The 15,487-nt window shown below is 59.9% G+C and carries 14 protein-coding genes; 7 read left to right on the forward strand and 7 right to left on the reverse strand.

The window, feature by feature from the left end:
- The first annotated feature begins 131 nt into the window (after positions 1-131).
- The gene (locus AMK00_RS21660) at positions 132-2,351 is read left to right on the forward strand and encodes an EAL domain-containing protein (RefSeq protein WP_064806839.1); all 2,220 of its coding nucleotides are present in this window, start codon (positions 132-134) and stop codon (positions 2,349-2,351) included.
- Positions 2,352-2,384: 33 nt separating this feature from the next.
- On the opposite strand, the gene AMK00_RS21665 is transcribed toward AMK00_RS21660, so the two are convergent.
- The 5 genes from AMK00_RS21665 to AMK00_RS21685 are packed head-to-tail and all read right to left on the reverse strand — an operon-like array spanning position 2,385 to position 7,724.
- Positions 2,385-3,371 carry an ABC transporter ATP-binding protein gene (locus AMK00_RS21665; protein WP_064806841.1) on the reverse strand — a complete coding sequence of 329 codons (987 nt, stop codon included), beginning with the start codon at positions 3,369-3,371 and terminating at the stop codon, positions 2,385-2,387.
- Positions 3,368-4,339 (reverse strand): ABC transporter ATP-binding protein, encoded by a 972-nt coding sequence (locus AMK00_RS21670; RefSeq protein WP_064806842.1) that lies wholly within the window; start codon positions 4,337-4,339, stop codon positions 3,368-3,370. Before AMK00_RS21670 ends, AMK00_RS21665 begins: the two co-directional genes overlap by 4 nt.
- Positions 4,339-5,256 (reverse strand): ABC transporter permease, encoded by a 918-nt coding sequence (locus AMK00_RS21675; RefSeq protein ID WP_064806844.1) that lies wholly within the window; start codon positions 5,254-5,256, stop codon positions 4,339-4,341. Before AMK00_RS21675 ends, AMK00_RS21670 begins: the two co-directional genes overlap by 1 nt.
- On the reverse strand, positions 5,253-6,173 hold the full coding sequence (locus tag AMK00_RS21680; protein ID WP_064811847.1) for an ABC transporter permease: 921 nt from the start codon (positions 6,171-6,173) through the stop codon (positions 5,253-5,255). The genes AMK00_RS21675 and AMK00_RS21680 overlap by 4 nt, the downstream gene beginning before the upstream one ends.
- A gap of 33 nt (positions 6,174-6,206) precedes the next feature.
- The gene (locus tag AMK00_RS21685; RefSeq protein ID WP_064811848.1) at positions 6,207-7,724 is read right to left on the reverse strand and encodes an ABC transporter substrate-binding protein; all 1,518 of its coding nucleotides are present in this window, start codon (positions 7,722-7,724) and stop codon (positions 6,207-6,209) included.
- A 202-nt stretch (positions 7,725-7,926) separates the two neighbouring features.
- Here AMK00_RS21685 and AMK00_RS21690 point away from each other — a divergent pair, with 202 nt between their 5' ends.
- Together AMK00_RS21690 and AMK00_RS21695 are read left to right on the forward strand one after the other, a co-directional pair.
- Positions 7,927-8,712 (forward strand): IclR family transcriptional regulator, encoded by a 786-nt coding sequence (locus AMK00_RS21690; protein WP_064806847.1) that lies wholly within the window; start codon positions 7,927-7,929, stop codon positions 8,710-8,712.
- 72 nt (positions 8,713-8,784) lie between these two features.
- Positions 8,785-9,507 (forward strand): hypothetical protein, encoded by a 723-nt coding sequence (locus AMK00_RS21695; protein ID WP_064807177.1) that lies wholly within the window; start codon positions 8,785-8,787, stop codon positions 9,505-9,507.
- 30 nt (positions 9,508-9,537) lie between these two features.
- Here AMK00_RS21695 and AMK00_RS21700 read toward each other — a convergent pair whose 3' ends face one another.
- Both AMK00_RS21700 and AMK00_RS32115 read right to left on the reverse strand, forming a co-directional pair.
- Positions 9,538-10,830 (reverse strand): mechanosensitive ion channel family protein, encoded by a 1,293-nt coding sequence (locus AMK00_RS21700; protein WP_064806848.1) that lies wholly within the window; start codon positions 10,828-10,830, stop codon positions 9,538-9,540.
- A 71-nt stretch (positions 10,831-10,901) separates the two neighbouring features.
- Complete coding sequence (locus AMK00_RS32115) at positions 10,902-11,138, reverse strand: hypothetical protein (RefSeq protein WP_064939120.1); 237 nt, start codon at positions 11,136-11,138, stop codon at positions 10,902-10,904.
- A 161-nt stretch (positions 11,139-11,299) separates the two neighbouring features.
- Here AMK00_RS32115 and ugpB point away from each other — a divergent pair, with 161 nt between their 5' ends.
- The 4 genes from ugpB to AMK00_RS21720 are packed head-to-tail and all read left to right on the forward strand — an operon-like array spanning position 11,300 to position 15,474.
- Positions 11,300-12,622, forward strand: a complete 1,323-nt coding sequence (gene ugpB, locus AMK00_RS21705) for a sn-glycerol-3-phosphate ABC transporter substrate-binding protein UgpB (protein ID WP_064811849.1) — start codon at positions 11,300-11,302, stop codon at positions 12,620-12,622.
- 58 nt (positions 12,623-12,680) lie between these two features.
- A complete protein-coding gene (gene ugpA, locus AMK00_RS21710; protein WP_064811850.1) occupies positions 12,681-13,565 on the forward strand; it encodes a sn-glycerol-3-phosphate ABC transporter permease UgpA in 885 nt (294 codons plus the stop codon).
- A 12-nt stretch (positions 13,566-13,577) separates the two neighbouring features.
- A complete protein-coding gene (gene ugpE, locus AMK00_RS21715) occupies positions 13,578-14,426 on the forward strand; it encodes a sn-glycerol-3-phosphate ABC transporter permease UgpE (protein WP_064811851.1) in 849 nt (282 codons plus the stop codon).
- A gap of 1 nt (position 14,427) precedes the next feature.
- Positions 14,428-15,474 carry a sn-glycerol-3-phosphate import ATP-binding protein UgpC gene (locus AMK00_RS21720; RefSeq protein WP_064811852.1) on the forward strand — a complete coding sequence of 349 codons (1,047 nt, stop codon included), beginning with the start codon at positions 14,428-14,430 and terminating at the stop codon, positions 15,472-15,474.
- Positions 15,475-15,487 lie beyond the last annotated feature (13 nt).

The following is a 15,487-nucleotide window of genomic DNA, read 5'->3' on the forward strand; positions in this document are numbered from 1 at the left end:
GTCAACAGCTTCAATATTTGGCAACCAGATTATGCAATTCTATAGAGCGTCAGCGGCTAGTTCTTCCGCTTCTACGACCCATGAAGGGTTTCACTCCGCGTCATCAAGCGCTGCGAGGAGCCCAAGGTCGCATGTCACTTTCAGAAGATGAGAGATTGAATCTCCTCCACCAGGCCAGCATTCTCGATACGCCGCCGACGGAAGAGTTCGATGCTATCGTGCGGCTGGCTTGCAGTGTGTTCGACATGCCGATGGCGTTGGTTTCGTTCGTCGACGGGGATCGGCAGTGGTTCAAGGCCGAGCACGGTCTCTTTTTGAAAGAGACGCCTCGCGAGCATTCCTTCTGCAGCCATATCGTACAAACGAAGTCACCGCTCGTCGTCGAAAACGCCGACAAGGATTCTCGCTTTTCCGGAAACACCTTCGTTAGAGAGCGTTCGGTCCGGTTCTATGCGGGAGTGCCGCTTTCGGAAGGGGAGACCTGCTACGGCAGCTTTTGCGTCCTCGACACGAAGAACCGCCGCTTCGGCGATCGGGATATCGAACAGCTTCGCAGTTTGGCACGCGTGGTCGTCGGCCTGATCCGGGAACATCGTCAGCAAAGCCTCTTGAGAGAGCAGCAACGCGAATTGGAACTGAAGCAGGCTCGCTTCGAGCAGACTGAACGCTCTGCCAAGGTCGGCGGCTTCGAGATGGATCTCAGCACCGGCACGATCATCTGGTCGGACCAGATTTACCGCACCGTCGGATTGCCGGTCGGCAAACGCATGACCTCGGAGGAGGTGATCGGCTGCTATGCTCCCGAAGAGCGTGAAAGCGTCAGGCGCAGGATTGGCGATGTCCTCAATGGCTCCGGGGCCGGAATCGACAGGGAATATCGCATCGTAACGCCGGAAGGCGAGGAACGCTGGATTCGCGTGGTCAGCGATATCGAACGCTTGAACGGCGAGCCCAGTCGTTTGTTCGGCATCGTTCAGGATGTTTCCGAAAAAGTGCGCTACGAGCAACGTCTGCTTCAGGCGGCTAATGTCGATTCTCTGACCGGACTTGCCAACCGGGCAGCCTACAATGCTCATATGGAGCGGCTCACAGCGGCCGACGCTCCTTCCATCGGCTTGCTGCTGATCGACGTCGACCGCCTGAAGCAAGTGAACGATATCCTTGGCCATGCGACAGGTGACCTGCTGCTGAAAGGCGTGGCCTCACGTCTGGATGAACGTTTGGGAAAGCGAGGAAAGGTCTTTCGCCTTGGCGGCGATGAGTTCTCCGTTGTCCTGGACGCGCCCGCGAGTGTACGCCGCATGGGTTCGCTCGCGCGCCACCTGATCGAATATATCGGTCGCCCGCTGCAGGTTGCGGGATCGACGATAAATCCGACGATAACTGTGGGTGGGGCAATTTCGGAGGGCATGATGGATGCCGCAACGCTTTCCCAAAACGCGGATTTCGCCCTCTATCATGCCAAAGAAACGCGGCGCGGCAGCTATGTACACTACGAGCCGAGCCTGCGTTCGAGGATCGCGCGACGCATTCAGATCGTCCGGGAGGTGGAAGCGGCTCTTACCGAACATCGGATGGTGCCCCACTATCAGCCGATCGTTGGTAGTGCCGACGGTCAGGTCTGGGCGTTTGAAGCGCTTGTGCGAATGCAGCGTCCGGATGGTTCAATCGTGTCGGCGGCGCAATTTCACGAGGCGTTCACAGATCCAAGCGTTACCCACCACATTACGACCCGCATGCTTGAACAGGTCGCGGTCGACATTCGAAGCTGGATCGACCGAGGGCTGGAATTCGGGCGGGTAGGTCTCAATATAAGCGCCTCCGATTTCATGAGGGGCGACTTGGAAACCCGGATCGTTGCCGCCTTTGCGTCCAGAGGCATTCCGCTGGACAAGCTTGTGCTGGAGGTGACGGAAACGGTCTTCCTGCAGGGCCTGGAAGATACCGTTGCGACAACCCTGCAACGTTTGCGCAAAAAAGGCCTGACAGTGGCGCTCGATGACTTCGGGACAGGCTATGCATCGCTGACGCATCTGCGAAGTCTGCCGGTCGATATCATCAAGATCGACAAGAGCTTTATCGACACGATGCTCGTGGATGAATCGAGCCTCGCAATTGTTGAACTAGTGCTCAATCTGGCGCGGAAGCTTGATATGAAAGTCACGGCGGAAGGCGTAGAGAGCCATCGGCAGGCGATGTGTTTGCTGGAAATGGGCTGCAACACGCTGCAGGGTTATTTGTTCGCCAAACCTATGGGCCGCGAACGTGTTGGCGAATACCTGTGTGCACGGAAAACCAGCGTGACGGAGAAGGCCGACCGACCGCAGGAGGAACCGCGTCTCCTCGGATAGCAGGGGGCGAGGTATTCGCCGCTCCGACAAGGCTCAGGCGGCGGCCGTGGAAAGATTCGGATCGGCGTGGTGGCAGGCGGTCAGCAGTCCGGCAGCTGCCGTCCTGTTCTTCAAGGCCGGTTCCTGTTCGGCGCAGATCGATGTCGCCTTCCAGCAGCGTGTTCGAAAACGGCATCCGCTCGGCGGATCGACCGGGCTTGGCAGGTCGCCTTTCAGGACGATGCGCCTGCGGTGTCCGCGAAGCCGCGGATCCGGTGTCGGCACGGCCGACATCAGGGCTTGGGTGTAGGGATGGGCCGGCGCGCTGAAGATCGAGTGTTTCGGTCCTGTTTCAATGATCTTGCCGAGATACATGACCATCACCCGGTCCGAGACATGCCGCACGACGGCCAGATCATGGGCGACGAAGAGCATCGCCAGATTGCGCTCGCGCCTCAGCCTGGCGAGCAGGTTGACGACCTGCGCCTGGACCGACACATCGAGGGCCGAGACCGGCTCGTCGCAGACGAGGAGTGTCGGATCAAGCGTCAGAGCGCGCGCAATGCCGAGCCGCTGACGTTGGCCGCCTGAAAATTCCGATGGATAGCGTTCCGCATGTTCGGCGCGCAATCCGACAGATTCGAGCAGCCTGATCGTCTCCTCCCGCCACCGGGACTTCGGCAGCACACCGGGATGCAGCGCCCAGGGTTCGGCGATCAGTCGGTCGACCCGCAGGCGCGGATTGAGCGACTGGTAGGGGTCCTGGAAGACGACCTGCATCTTTCGGCGCAGATCATGCAATTGGCGGCCGCCTGCCTCAGTGATCTCGACGCCGTCGAGCCGGACGCTGCCGCTCGTTGCCGGCCCGAGCTTCAGGAGCGTACGCACCAGCGAAGTCTTGCCGCATCCGCTTTCGCCGACGAGGCCGACCGTTTCGCCCCTGGCGATCTCGAAGCTGACGTCGTCGACGGCGCGAACTGCTGTTGCGCCACTGCCGAAGTGCCGGGAGAGGTTTTGCACTTTGAGAAGAGGTTCGGTCATGCTGGCAGTACCGGGAAGTGGCAGGCGGCCTGGCGGCCTGGACCCACGGTTTCAAGGTGAGGCGCGAGCTCGGCGCAGACAGCCGCGGCGCGCGGACAGCGCGTTCGGAACGCACAGCCGGACGGCAGGGCGACAGGATTGGGGGCAGAGCCGGGGATCGGGACCAGTTCGTCCTCGTCGGTGTCGATGCGCGGCTGCGAGGCAAGCAGTCCGACGCTGTAAGGATGCCGGGCATCGTCGAAGAGTTCGAAGACGCTCGCGGTTTCGACAATGCGGCCGGCATACATGACCGCGACACGGTCTGCGAGCTCGGCCACCACGCCAAGATCGTGGGTGATGAAGATCATGCCGGCATTGCTGCGTTCGCGGATGGTGCGGAGCAGATCGACCACCTGTGCCTGGATCGTCACGTCGAGCGCCGTCGTCGGCTCGTCGGCGATGATGATGTCCGGTTCGAGCGCCACCGCCATCGCGATCATGATGCGCTGGCGCATGCCGCCGGAAAATTCGTGCGGATATTGCCTGGCGCGCCGTTCGGGGTCGGGAATGCCGATCGCCGTCAGCAGGTCGATCACCGCATTTTCGACACCCCCTTCCGGCTTGCGCCCATGGATGCGGAACATCTCGGCGATCTGCCAGCCGACGGGATAGACCGGGTTGAGCGAGGCCAGCGCGTCCTGGAAGATCAGAGCGATCCGGTCGCCGCAGAGATCACGCCGTTCGTTGCGCGGAAGTTGCAGCAACTCGGTTCCCTCGAAGCGGATCGATCCGCGGTCGATCGCGCCGGGCGGGTTGGGAACGAGGTCCATGATGGCCGAGGCGGTCACCGACTTTCCAGAGCCGCTTTCTCCCAGAAGCGCCAGGACCTCGCCGCGCTCGAGCGAGAAGGAAACGCCGTTGAGGGCGAGGATGCGGCCGGCAGCCGTGTCGAAGCTGACCTGAAGGTCTTTGACGTCGAGAAGGGCCATCAGCGCCTCCGGCTTACAAGCCGCCAGTGCTGCGACGGGTCATTGACGATCCGGAACCAGTTGGCGAGTAGGTTGAAGGACATGGTGGTGAACATGACGGCAAGGCCGGGAAAGAAGCTGAGCCACCAGGCAGACGACAGGTAGCCCTGGCCCTGTGCGACCATCAGCCCCCAGCTGACCGAAGGCGGCTGGATGCCGAGCCCGAGATAGCTGAGCCCGGATTCGAACAGCATCACCATGGCGAGATTGACGGAGGCGAGCGTCAGCATTGTCGGCGCGACGCTCGGGAGAATGTGCGTGCGCAGGATCCAGACAGGCCCGCCGCCGAAGACGCGCGCCGCATCGACGAAGAGCCTCTCGCGGACCTCCAGCGTTTCGGCTCGTGCGACGCGGATATAGGCCGGCATGCGGGTCACGGCGAGTACGATGACGAGGTTGCTGACGCTCGGGCCGAATAGATAGAGGCCGAACAAGGCCACCAGCAGCGTCGGGAAGCCGAGGATAATGTCGCAGATCCGCATGATAAGGCTGCCGACGAAGCCGCCGAAATAGCCGGCGATCACGCCGAGCAGCGTCCCGCCGGCGAGGCTCGTCAATACCGTGACGAGAGCGATGCCGATCGTCGTCGATGCCGCCTCGATCAGACGGACGAGGAGCGGGCGTCCGAGCGCATCGGCGCCCAGCCACAAGGTCCAGGGTTGCCCGAAGCCGAAGGGTGGCAGGTTGCGCGCCTTGAGCGAGATGCGATGTTCGCCGAGGAGGGAAAGGCTGTCAGCGGCAATGGCAAGGACGACGATCAGCAGCCAGACGGTGGCCGCGACCGCCATCGGGTCACCCGACAGCGCCCGCATGAGCCAGAGGATGCGCCGGTCGCGGCGCGCGCGGGCGGGGAGGAGCTCAGCGGATGTGTCGGTCATTCGACCCTCACCCGCGGATCGATCGAGGCGTAGAGCATGTCGACCAGGATATTGATGAAGAAGATGACGACGGCGACGGCAAAGATCGATGCCTGAACGATGGCGAAGTCGCGTTTCAGGATGCCGTCGATCAGCAGTTTGCCGATGCCTGGAAAGCCGAAAACCACTTCGACGACGCCGCCGCCGCCGGCGAACTGGGCGGCGAGATCGCCCGTCACCGTGACTGCCGGAAGGAGAGCGTTGCGCAGCGCATGCACGAAGGTGACGCGTCCGCCGCGGGCACCCTTGGCGCGGGCCGTGCGGACGAATGTCGCGTTCAGAGCTTCGATCATCGAGCCACGGATGATCTGCACCAGAGTTCCGAAAGGTCGGGCAAACAGGCAGGCGACCGGCAATACCCAGTAGACGGGACCACCAAAGCCTGAGGTCGGCAGAATTCGGAACGTGACCGCAAACAGAAGGACACCCATCAGGCCGAGCCAGAAATCGGGTACGCTGGCGGCCGCCTGCGACAGGAGATTGATGCCCCGGTCGACCCAGCCACCGGCATTGACCGCCGCAATCGAGCCGACGACGATCGCGGTGGCGAAGGCGAGCGCCAAGGCAATGGCGCCGAGCGCCAAGGTGTTCGGCAGCGCTTCCAGCACGACGTCCATCGCGGGGCGATGGTGCCAGAGAGACATGCCGAAATCGAGGCTGAGCATATCCCAGGCCCAATCGAAGAACTGGGCGAGAAGGGAACGATCGAGCCCAAGGCGGACGCGCATGGCTTCGCGCGCCGCAGCCGAGGCGTCGACGGGCAGATAGAGATTGACGGGATCACCCGTCAGCCGCACGAGGAAGAAAGCCGACGTCATCAGGGCAGCAAGCGCGAGCGCCGCGAAGGCTGCACGTCTCAGGAAATAGGTCAGCGACATCCGCTCTCCTCAGGCGACAGACGTTAGGCTCGGTCAGCGATAGCTGATCGATTTCAGCTTGATCTCGTTGCCGGCCTGCACATCGGGGGTGTAGTTCACGTCCTTTGCGACGCGGGCGATCGAGACCATATGGAAGAGCGGCGCGATATTGACCGCATCGACGGCGATGTATCGGAACGCCTCCTGGAACAGCTTCTTGCGCTCGTCGCCGGTTGCCTTCGACCCATCGGCAATCAGCTTGTCGAGCTTGGCGTCTGCGATTGTCGACTGATTGCCGTCGGTGGTGAAGCGGTTGGGCAGGGTGAACACCGCATCCCCCTCGGCATTGTCGATTTGCGTCTGCAGGATGGACGCCTGGCGTTCCTTGTCCCACGGCTTCAGAAGCCGTTTCAGCCATGGGCTGGTCTCGAGCATTTCAAGCCGCGCGTTGAAACCAGCCTCCGCCAGCATCGCCTGAATGGCCTCCAGGCTTTCCGACGAGTTGGGATATATGCCGATGCGACCGTAGATGACGATCTCCTTGTCGACCGGCACGCCATCGGCCTTGGCCGCAGCAAGCAGCGACTTCGCCTTTTCCGGATCATAGGTCCAGACGGGAATGTCGGGATTGAAGCCGAACACCGAAGGCGGCACGACCTGCATTGCCTTCTGGGCTTCCTCATGGAAAATGGTTCCGACGAGGCCGTCCCGGTCGATCGCGAGATTGAGCGCTTCACGCACGCGTTTGTCGTCGAGCGGCGGCACCTGGGCATCGATCCTCAGCAGCGACGTTTCAGCGTTCGGAAAGGCCTGATCCTGTTTACTCGTGCCATCCTGCGGCGCGATTTCGTAAGCGATCTGCGCCTCGCCGGTCTCCACCATTGCCGCACGAACGGCGGATTCGGCACGCCAGATGATCGTCGCATTCTTGATTGCCGGCTTATCGCCCCAATATCCGTCATAGGCCGCCAGCGTCACCGACTGGCCTGCTGTCCATGCTCCCAGCTTGTAAGGCCCGGTTCCAGCCGGGCTGCGCGTCTTGCCGTCATTCGGGGTCGCCGGCGAACCGATGTCGACGGCAGACATCTTGTTCGGCAGGATCGGCTCGACGACGTCGGTTTTGATGAGGACGGTCGTCGGGTCGACGACCACCGCATTGAGCTTGACGCCCTTCAAAGTGGCCAGTCCGACTTCACAGGCCAGTGCCGGGTCTTGAGCACGCTTGACAGCGGCGACGACTGCGTTGGAATCGAACAGCTTGCCGTCATGGAACGTCACCCCCTCGCGCAGCTTGAACTCCCAGGTCAGGTCGTCGACCTGTCGCCAGCTGGTGGCAAGGCTTGGAACGACCGATCCGTCTGCCGGGCTGAGGTTGACCAGTGCTTCGGTGATATTGTTGTGCAGGATGCGGGAATTTCCCGAAAGATCGGTGTCGCAGGGATCCAGCGACTTCGGCTCGTCCGTCACCACAACCGTCAGCTTGTCCTCGGCGGCGTAGGCCGGCATTGCGACACCCGCCGCCAAGGAGATCGCAAGCCCGATGCGTAACGCGTGCATATTCCTGATCGTCATGAAAGCCTCCTCCCGTTCCAGCCGCGCGCGCCTACATCCGTTTTGTGGCAGCCCCTTCGGCTGCGCGGATCCCTTCGGCGCTCTGATGGCTTTACTTCCTCCCGCAAGCGCGTAGTGTCAAATACGACACTTGCGAGGGACAACATGGTTGCCGCCCTGAGAGAAGTCAAGCAGATTAATTCTCTAATGGAATTCGAAATTCATGAATGAACCGAAGCATGGTTCTCCAGTGGTGGAAAAGACGGCGCATCTGCTTGAGGCGGTGGCCGATGCGAAAACGGGAATTTCCCTTGGGGCATTGGTCGATCAGCTGCGCGTGCCTCGCTCGACGGTCTATCGCATTTTGAATTCGCTGACCGCGCATGGCCTGGTCGCGCGGGTCAATGGCGGAGCCTCCTACGAACTCGGGCCGAAATTCGTCGAGCTTGCCCGGCGGATATCGCCCGGCGCCGATCGGGTGACGCTGATTGAGGCGGCAAGGCCAATCCTGGCGGCGGCGGCGGAGCGGGTAATGGAATCCTTTAAGCTGGCCGTGCCCGAGGGACGTGAGATGATGACGATATTTGCCGCTTCGAGTCCCGGCGATTATGCTTTGTTTATCAAGGTCGGCGGGCGTTCGCGCAAGCACGTCGGAGCCGCAGGCAAGCTTGCTCTGGCCTATTCGGACTATAGTGAAACCGAAGCCTACTGCGCCGGCGGGCTGGAGGCCAAGACGCCCTATACGATCACCGATCCGGAGGCGCTGAAAGAGGCGCTGGTGGAAATTCGCCGCAACGGCTATGCTGAAGACAATCAGGAATCCAACCTCGGCTTGCGCGCCTTCGCCGCGCCGGTATTCGATGATCAAAGTCGTCTGATCGCCACCGTCAGCGTGCCGTTCATTGGAGAGGCAACACCGGATCGGGCTCGGTCGATCCGGCGCGAGGTCTTGGAGGCGGCTGCGACGCTGACGAAAACCATCAATGGGCTCCATCCGTTGTCCAAATAAGAAACTCTAAATTCACTATTGAACAATTACTTTGATATGGTAGATCTTGTCGCCGACAAGGGGAGGGATCTTATGACCGCTTTGGACCCATCGGTTTATGCCAAACTTTTGCAGACGAATTCGGCGAGTCTCAGCAGTTTGCTGCTGAAGCGGGGGCTTAGGAACACCGCTGTTCGTGGCGTGCGGCCGCTCGCGGCGGCCGAAAAACCGATGATCGGTCCGGCCGTCACCGTCCGTTATATTCCGGCCCGCGAGGATATCGACGGTTCGACCTACAGTTCCGATCCGTCCAACCAGCAGCGCAAGGCGATCGACACGATACCGGAGGGCCACGTACTCGTGTTCGACTGCCGTTCGATGGCCGAGATCGCCGGCATTGGCGCGGTACTGGCTCGTCGCCTTATCTATCGCGGCTGCGCCGGTCTCGTGCTCGATGGAGGCGTTCGCGACACTGCCGATATCGCCCAGCTCGGGCTTCCCACCTATTGCCTCGGGCCGGCAGCGCCCGCCAATCTGGTTGCCCATCACGCATCGGATATGAACCAGCCGATTGCCTGCGGCGGCGTTGCGGTCTACCCGGACGACATCGTGTTCGGAGACAGCGAAGCCGTCATCATCATTCCTCGCGAATATGTCAGCGAAATCGCCGATGAGGCCGTCGCGATGGAGGAGCAGGAAGAGTTCCTCAAGCTGGAGATCGAATCCGGTAAATCGACACTCGGCGTCTATCCCCCTAATAAAGAGACGCTCGAGCGGTTTGAAGCGTGGCGCAAGGCTCGTGTCGAAGCCGTCTGAAGTGCTTGCAAGGGTCAATCCCGGCCGAAATCACTCCGGTTGTTTGATCTCTATAGGGCTTTTCATGATGATTTCATGATGCGGAAACGGAATAGAGACGCCAGCTTTCTTGAAGGCGTCCCACAGCGCCATCAGGACTTGCCCACGAACATTTGTCAGCCCGTTCGCTGGATCCGAGATCCAGAAGCGAAGCCGAAAGTCGAGGGACGAAGCGCCAAAGGCAGTCAGCCAGCAGACGGGTGGCTTATATTGGTTTGCGACCCGGGGCACCGTCGACGCTGTCGCAATGGCGATCTTAACGACTTGATGCGGATCGCTGTTATAGGACGTTCCGAAGTCAACGTCGATTCGTACATAATCACTGGAAAACGACCAGTTGACGACCTGCTGCGATATGAAGTCCTCATTTGGAATGAGATACTCCTTGCCATCGCGAGTGATGACGGAAACAAACCGCGAGCGCAGGTCACGGATCGACCCGAACGTGTCGCCAAGTGTGATCGTGTCACCCGGCTTGATCGACTTGTCGATCAAGATGATTATGCCGGATATGAAGTTCGATACCACTTTTTGAAGGCCGAAGCCTATTCCGACGCCGACTGCGCCGGAGAAAATGGTCAGCGCCGTCAGGTCGACCCCGGTCGCCGACAAAGCGATGGCTCCAGCGATTATGATCAGGCTGATCTTGATGCATTTGCTGATCAACACCTTGATGGAAGGCGACAAGTCGGCCGAGCGCTGAACCCAGTGGGAAAGCATGTTGCCGATGAGGACGGCCAACCAGATCAAGGCGATCGCCAGCACGAAGGCTTTGAGCACAAGGAGAAGCGAGAGTCTCACCGCACCTAAATTAATCGCGAGCCCGTCAAGAGCAGATAGAACCGGGCCGTCAAGGCCGACCGCATAAAGAGCGATGTAGCTCCAGCTGCCGATCGCAACGGCGCGTGACAGCGTTGGGTTGCGGATGATTTTGGTCAGGACGGAGATGAGGAACCATGCCGCTGCCAGCGTCAGAGCCGTGGACACAAGCCAGCGTTGTGAAGGCCATGCGCTCTTGCTCAGCACGACGTTGGCGAGCCACAACCAACCGACAAGGAAAAGCCACATCATCCGGCGCATAGGAGCAATGATGACCCGAAGAAGGTCTGGATTACCCTTGATCAGGCGCGCCTTTGCCTCCATCGCAGGCTCTGTGCGTGACGCAAGTAAGGAGGCAAAACCCAAGCCCGCCACGATGATCGCAAGCTGAAAGAACGTCCATTCGTTCAGAATGAATGTCGTTAGCCACTGCTCGGCGATCTCGGTCATCTGCCTGATATTCATGATGATGATCCGACGAATGTCAGCTAGAGAAAGCTAGCGCACGAGTTTAGTTCATTTGGAAGAAACAAGCATCAGCATTCCATTTCGTCGTGCGAAAACAGGTCGATGAAACGCCGCTCGCGGATATCGATCAGCTTGCGCGCCCGCGCAGCCGTGCGCGCCCTTCTTTCGCTGAGCTTCACGCCGAGGATGGAACGGTGCGCGGCAAAATCTGCGTCCGCGCCAAAAATATATTTCGGCGCCAACTGACACAAGACGTTCATTTGAACACTGTATCGAGCATCCGAGCGGCTGATGGCGAAATCCATGCGAGCCAATCACGCTTGGGAGCAAGAGGCCCGTGCGGCTTTCGGTTTGCGAGCGCTTCAAATGTTCATTTGAACATTCCGTTGTTGCAATGTGAAACTCGGCTGCTACCATCCGCGCGTCTGGAGCGGGAGGCTGCGGACCGAGAGAAGGCGGAGAGATTATGAACAAGATCGCTTTTTTCCTGTCCGCAGGATTGACCAGCCTGTCCTTATCAGTTCCGGCGATGGCCGCCACGAAGATCCAGTGGTGGCACGCGATGGGTGGGGAGAACGGCGCGAAGCTGGAGCAAATTGCCAAGGGCTTCAACGCGTCTCAGTCCGACTATGAAATCGTGCCGGTTTACAAGGGCACCTACGACGAGACGCTGACGGGCGCCATCGCTGCGTTCCGCGCCAACCAACAGCCGGCCATCGTGCAGGTCTATGAAGTCGGCACCGGCACAATGATGGCAGCGCAGGGCGCGGTCTATCCGGTGTATCAGTTGATGAAGGACCAAGGCGAGCCCTGGGACCAGAACAAGTTCATTGCGCCGGTGGTCGGCTACTACTCCGACACCAGCGGCAACGTGTTGTCGCTGCCCTTCAATTCGTCGACTCCGATCATGTATTACAATAAGGATGTCTTCAAGAAAGCCGGGCTCGATCCTGAGACGCCGCCGAAGACATGGGCCGATGTGGAGGCCGTCTCGCGCACGATCATCAAGTCCGGCGCCGCCAAATGCGGCTTCACCAGCGCCTGGATCTCCTGGATTCAGACGGAAAATCTCAACGCCCTGCACGACAAACCCTATTCCACCAAGGCCAACGGTTTCGGCGGCCTGGATGCGGAATTCACCTTCAACAACGATCTGACCATCCGCCATTGGGGGAACCTGAAGAAGTGGCAGGACGAAGGGCTCTTCAAATTCGGCGGGCCGGTCGGCGGTGACAACGCGCCTCCGATGTTCTATTCGCAGGAATGCGCGATGTACATGAACTCGTCCGCCGGCCGGGCGGGCGTCATCAACAATGCCAAAGCCTTCAAGGTCGGTTTTGCGCCGCTTCCCTACTATGACGACGTCATCAAGCAGCCTCTCAACTCGATCATCGGCGGCGCCACACTCTGGACGCTGAAGGGGCGCCCGGAAGAAGAATATAAGGGTGTGGCAAAATTCTATACCTATCTGCAGAAGCCGGAAGTTCAGGCCGACTGGCATCAGTTCTCGGGGTATCTGCCGATCACCGAGGCTGCCTACAAGCTGAGCCAGGAGCAGGGATATTACGAAAAGAACCCCGGTGCAGATGTCGGCATCAAGCAGCTGACGCGGGTGACGCCGACCGAAAATTCCAAGGGCATCCGCTTCGGCAATTACGTTCAGGTCCGCGGCATCATCGATGACGAATTTGCGGCATTGCTCGGCGGCAAGAAGACCGCAAAGGAAGCACTCGATTCCGTTGTCGCGCGCGGCAACGAACAGCTTCGCGATTTCGAATCCGCCAACTAAGGGCTCGGGGCAGGGCCCGCCTGGCCGGCCCTGCCTCTCCATCATTCTGTGAGGGCCCATGCAAACGAAACGAACCGTCTTTCCCAATAGGGTCTTGCCGTATCTGCTTATTGCTCCCCAGCTTCTGATAACCATCGTCTTCTTTCTTTGGCCGGCCGCAACCGCCTTCTGGCAATCGTTCCTTCGCCAGGATGCGTTCGGTTTCAAAACGAACTTCGTCTGGTTTCAGAATTATCGCCGGCTGTTTGCCGACCCGCTCTATATGGACGCCTTTGGTCACACGCTGGTCTTCGCCGTCTCGGTGACGATCTTGTCGACGACGATTGCACTCACTCTGGCCGCCGCGGCCATGCGTGTGCTGCGGACGTCCCGCATCTATTCGACCTTGCTGATCTGGCCTTACGCCGTCGCGCCTGCGATCGCCGGCATACTCTGGTGGTTCATGTTCAATCCCTCGATCGGCATCGTTGCCTATATGCTTCGCAGCATGGGGATCAGCTGGAACCATCTGATCAACCCGGATAATGCGATGGTCCTGATCGTGATCGCCGCCACCTGGAAACAAATTTCCTATAACTTTCTGTTTTTCCTGGCCGCGCTGCAATCCGTGCCGCGCTCGCTCCAGGAAGCCGGCGCCATCGATGGCGCCGGGCCGGTGAAGCGCTTCTGGACGATCGTCTTCCCGTTGATCTCGCCGACAACCTTCTATCTGGTCGTCATCAACATCGTTTACGCCATGTTCGATACTTTCGGCATCGTTCATGCGACGACGCAAGGCGGACCGGCGCGCGCCACGGAAATCCTCGTCTACAAGGTTTATTTCGACGGTTTCATCGGCCTCAACCTGGGCTCCTCGGCGGCGCAGTCGGTCATACTCATGATCATCGTTGTTGCCCTGACCGCGATCCAGTTCCGCTTCATCGAACGCCGCGTGCAATATTGAGGAGCGTCAAAGGTGGTCGAAAATCGTCCTTTCCTGAATTTCCTGGCTCACATCGTCCTTATCCTCGGCGTCACGATCGTGATCTTCCCGGTCTATATCGCCTTTATCGCCTCGAGCCATGGCCCCAACGACTTTCTGTCCGGTGTCGTGCCGCTGGTGCCGGGACCGCACATCCTCGAGAATTATTCGACCATGCTATCATCGGGGATGACGAGTTCCGGCGCGCCGCCGATCGGGCCGATGCTCATCAATTCATTGATCATGGCCGTTGGTGTTGCGGTTGGAAAGATTGCCATTTCCATCGTTTCTGCCTTCGCCATCGTCTATTTCCGATTTCCCTTTCGCACGCTCGCCTTCTGGATGATCTTCATCACCCTGATGCTGCCGGTCGAGGTGCGCATCGTGCCGACCTACAAGGTGGTCGCAGACCTCGGAATGCTGAACAATTATGGCGGGCTCATCATTCCGCTGATCGCATCGGCGACGGCCACCTTCCTGTTTCGACAGTTTTTCCTCACCGTGCCCGACGAGCTGATGGAGGCTGCGCGCGTCGACGGGGCGGGGCCGATGAAATTCTTCCGCGATATCCTGCTGCCGTTGTCGGTGACCAATATCGCAGCCTTGTTCATCATCCTGTTCGTGCTCGGCTGGAATCAGTACCTGTGGCCGCTCATCGTCACAACCGACCAGAGCCTCTACACTGTCGTCATGGGTATCCAGCGCATGGCCGCGGTCGCGGATGCCGAGCCGCGCTGGAATCTCGTCATGGCAGCGGTCATCCTTGCCGCCTTGCCGCCCGTCCTTGTCATCGTCGCCATGCAACGCCTTTTCGTCAAAGGCCTGGTCGAAACGGAGAAATGAAATGGCACCGATCAATATTGTCGACGTCAAGAAAAACTATGGTTCGGTTCCTGCTGTCAAAGGCATCAACCTGGCTGTCGAAGACGGCGAATTCATTGTGCTCGTCGGCCCTTCCGGTTGCGGCAAGTCAACCTTGCTGCGCATGATCGCCGGATTGGAGTCGATCACCGACGGCCGGGTCGAGATTGGTGGCCGCAACGTCAACAAGGCGGAGCCGGCCGAACGCGATATCGCCATGGTCTTCCAGAATTATGCGCTTTATCCGCATATGACGGTGCGCGGAAACCTTGAATATGGATTGAAGAATCGGGGTACGGCGCGAGCGGAAATCGATCGCCGCGTCAAAGAAGCGGCCGACATCCTCGAAATCGGGCCAATGCTGGCGCGCAAGCCGCGTGAATTGTCGGGAGGACAGCGCCAGCGCGTCGCGATGGGACGGGCCATCGTGCGCGAACCGGCGGCGTTTCTTTTCGACGAGCCCCTGTCCAATCTCGATGCCAAGCTGCGCGTGCAGATGCGGGTGGAAATACGCCGGCTGCAACGCCGGCTGAAGACCACCAGCATCTACGTCACCCATGACCAGCTCGAAGCGATGACGCTTGCCGACAGGCTCGTCGTCATGAATGGCGGACTGGTCGAACAAGTGGGAACGCCGGTCGAAGTCTACGACCGCCCGGCAAGTTTGTTCGTTGCCGGCTTCATCGGCTCTCCCCCGATGAACCTCGTGCCGATCGAGGTTCTGGCTGCTGCCGATGCCAGGAACGTCCTGGCCTTGCCTGACGGGACGGACATTGTCGGTCTCAGGCCGGATGCTCTTCTCATAACAAAGCCCGCCGAGCCTTCCGTTCATCTGAACGCTATCGTCGAATTGCTCGAGCCGATCGGCGGCGAAAGCCACCTGCATGTCAGACTGGGGGAGGGCCAGCAGACGGTCGTCCTGACGGTTCAGGGCCGGCCGGATTTCGCCGAGACTGCCACGATCGAGATCTTCGCGCGGATTGATCAGATGCATCCCTTCAACAGCAAGACTGGACGACGCACGGACTGAAACGGCCGGATAG

The sequence above is a fragment of the Rhizobium sp. N621 genome, from assembly GCF_001664325.1.
Lineage (GTDB): Bacteria > Pseudomonadota > Alphaproteobacteria > Rhizobiales > Rhizobiaceae > Rhizobium > Rhizobium esperanzae.

Coding starts and splice junctions, on each gene's coding strand:
- AMK00_RS21660 (WP_064806839.1), top strand. CDS start 132: ATGTCACTTTCAGAAGATGAGAGATTGAATCTCCTCCACCAGGCCAGC.
- AMK00_RS21665 (WP_064806841.1), bottom strand. CDS start 3,371: ATGACCGAACCTCTTCTCAAAGTGCAAAACCTCTCCCGGCACTTCGGC.
- AMK00_RS21670 (WP_064806842.1), bottom strand. CDS start 4,339: ATGGCCCTTCTCGACGTCAAAGACCTTCAGGTCAGCTTCGACACGGCT.
- AMK00_RS21675 (WP_064806844.1), bottom strand. CDS start 5,256: ATGACCGACACATCCGCTGAGCTCCTCCCCGCCCGCGCGCGCCGCGAC.
- AMK00_RS21680 (WP_064811847.1), bottom strand. CDS start 6,173: ATGTCGCTGACCTATTTCCTGAGACGTGCAGCCTTCGCGGCGCTCGCG.
- AMK00_RS21685 (WP_064811848.1), bottom strand. CDS start 7,724: ATGACGATCAGGAATATGCACGCGTTACGCATCGGGCTTGCGATCTCC.
- AMK00_RS21690 (WP_064806847.1), top strand. CDS start 7,927: ATGAATGAACCGAAGCATGGTTCTCCAGTGGTGGAAAAGACGGCGCAT.
- AMK00_RS21695 (WP_064807177.1), top strand. CDS start 8,785: ATGACCGCTTTGGACCCATCGGTTTATGCCAAACTTTTGCAGACGAAT.
- AMK00_RS21700 (WP_064806848.1), bottom strand. CDS start 10,830: ATGAATATCAGGCAGATGACCGAGATCGCCGAGCAGTGGCTAACGACA.
- AMK00_RS32115 (WP_064939120.1), bottom strand. CDS start 11,138: ATGGATTTCGCCATCAGCCGCTCGGATGCTCGATACAGTGTTCAAATG.
- ugpB (WP_064811849.1), top strand. CDS start 11,300: ATGAACAAGATCGCTTTTTTCCTGTCCGCAGGATTGACCAGCCTGTCC.
- ugpA (WP_064811850.1), top strand. CDS start 12,681: ATGCAAACGAAACGAACCGTCTTTCCCAATAGGGTCTTGCCGTATCTG.
- AMK00_RS21720 (WP_064811852.1), top strand. CDS start 14,428: ATGGCACCGATCAATATTGTCGACGTCAAGAAAAACTATGGTTCGGTT.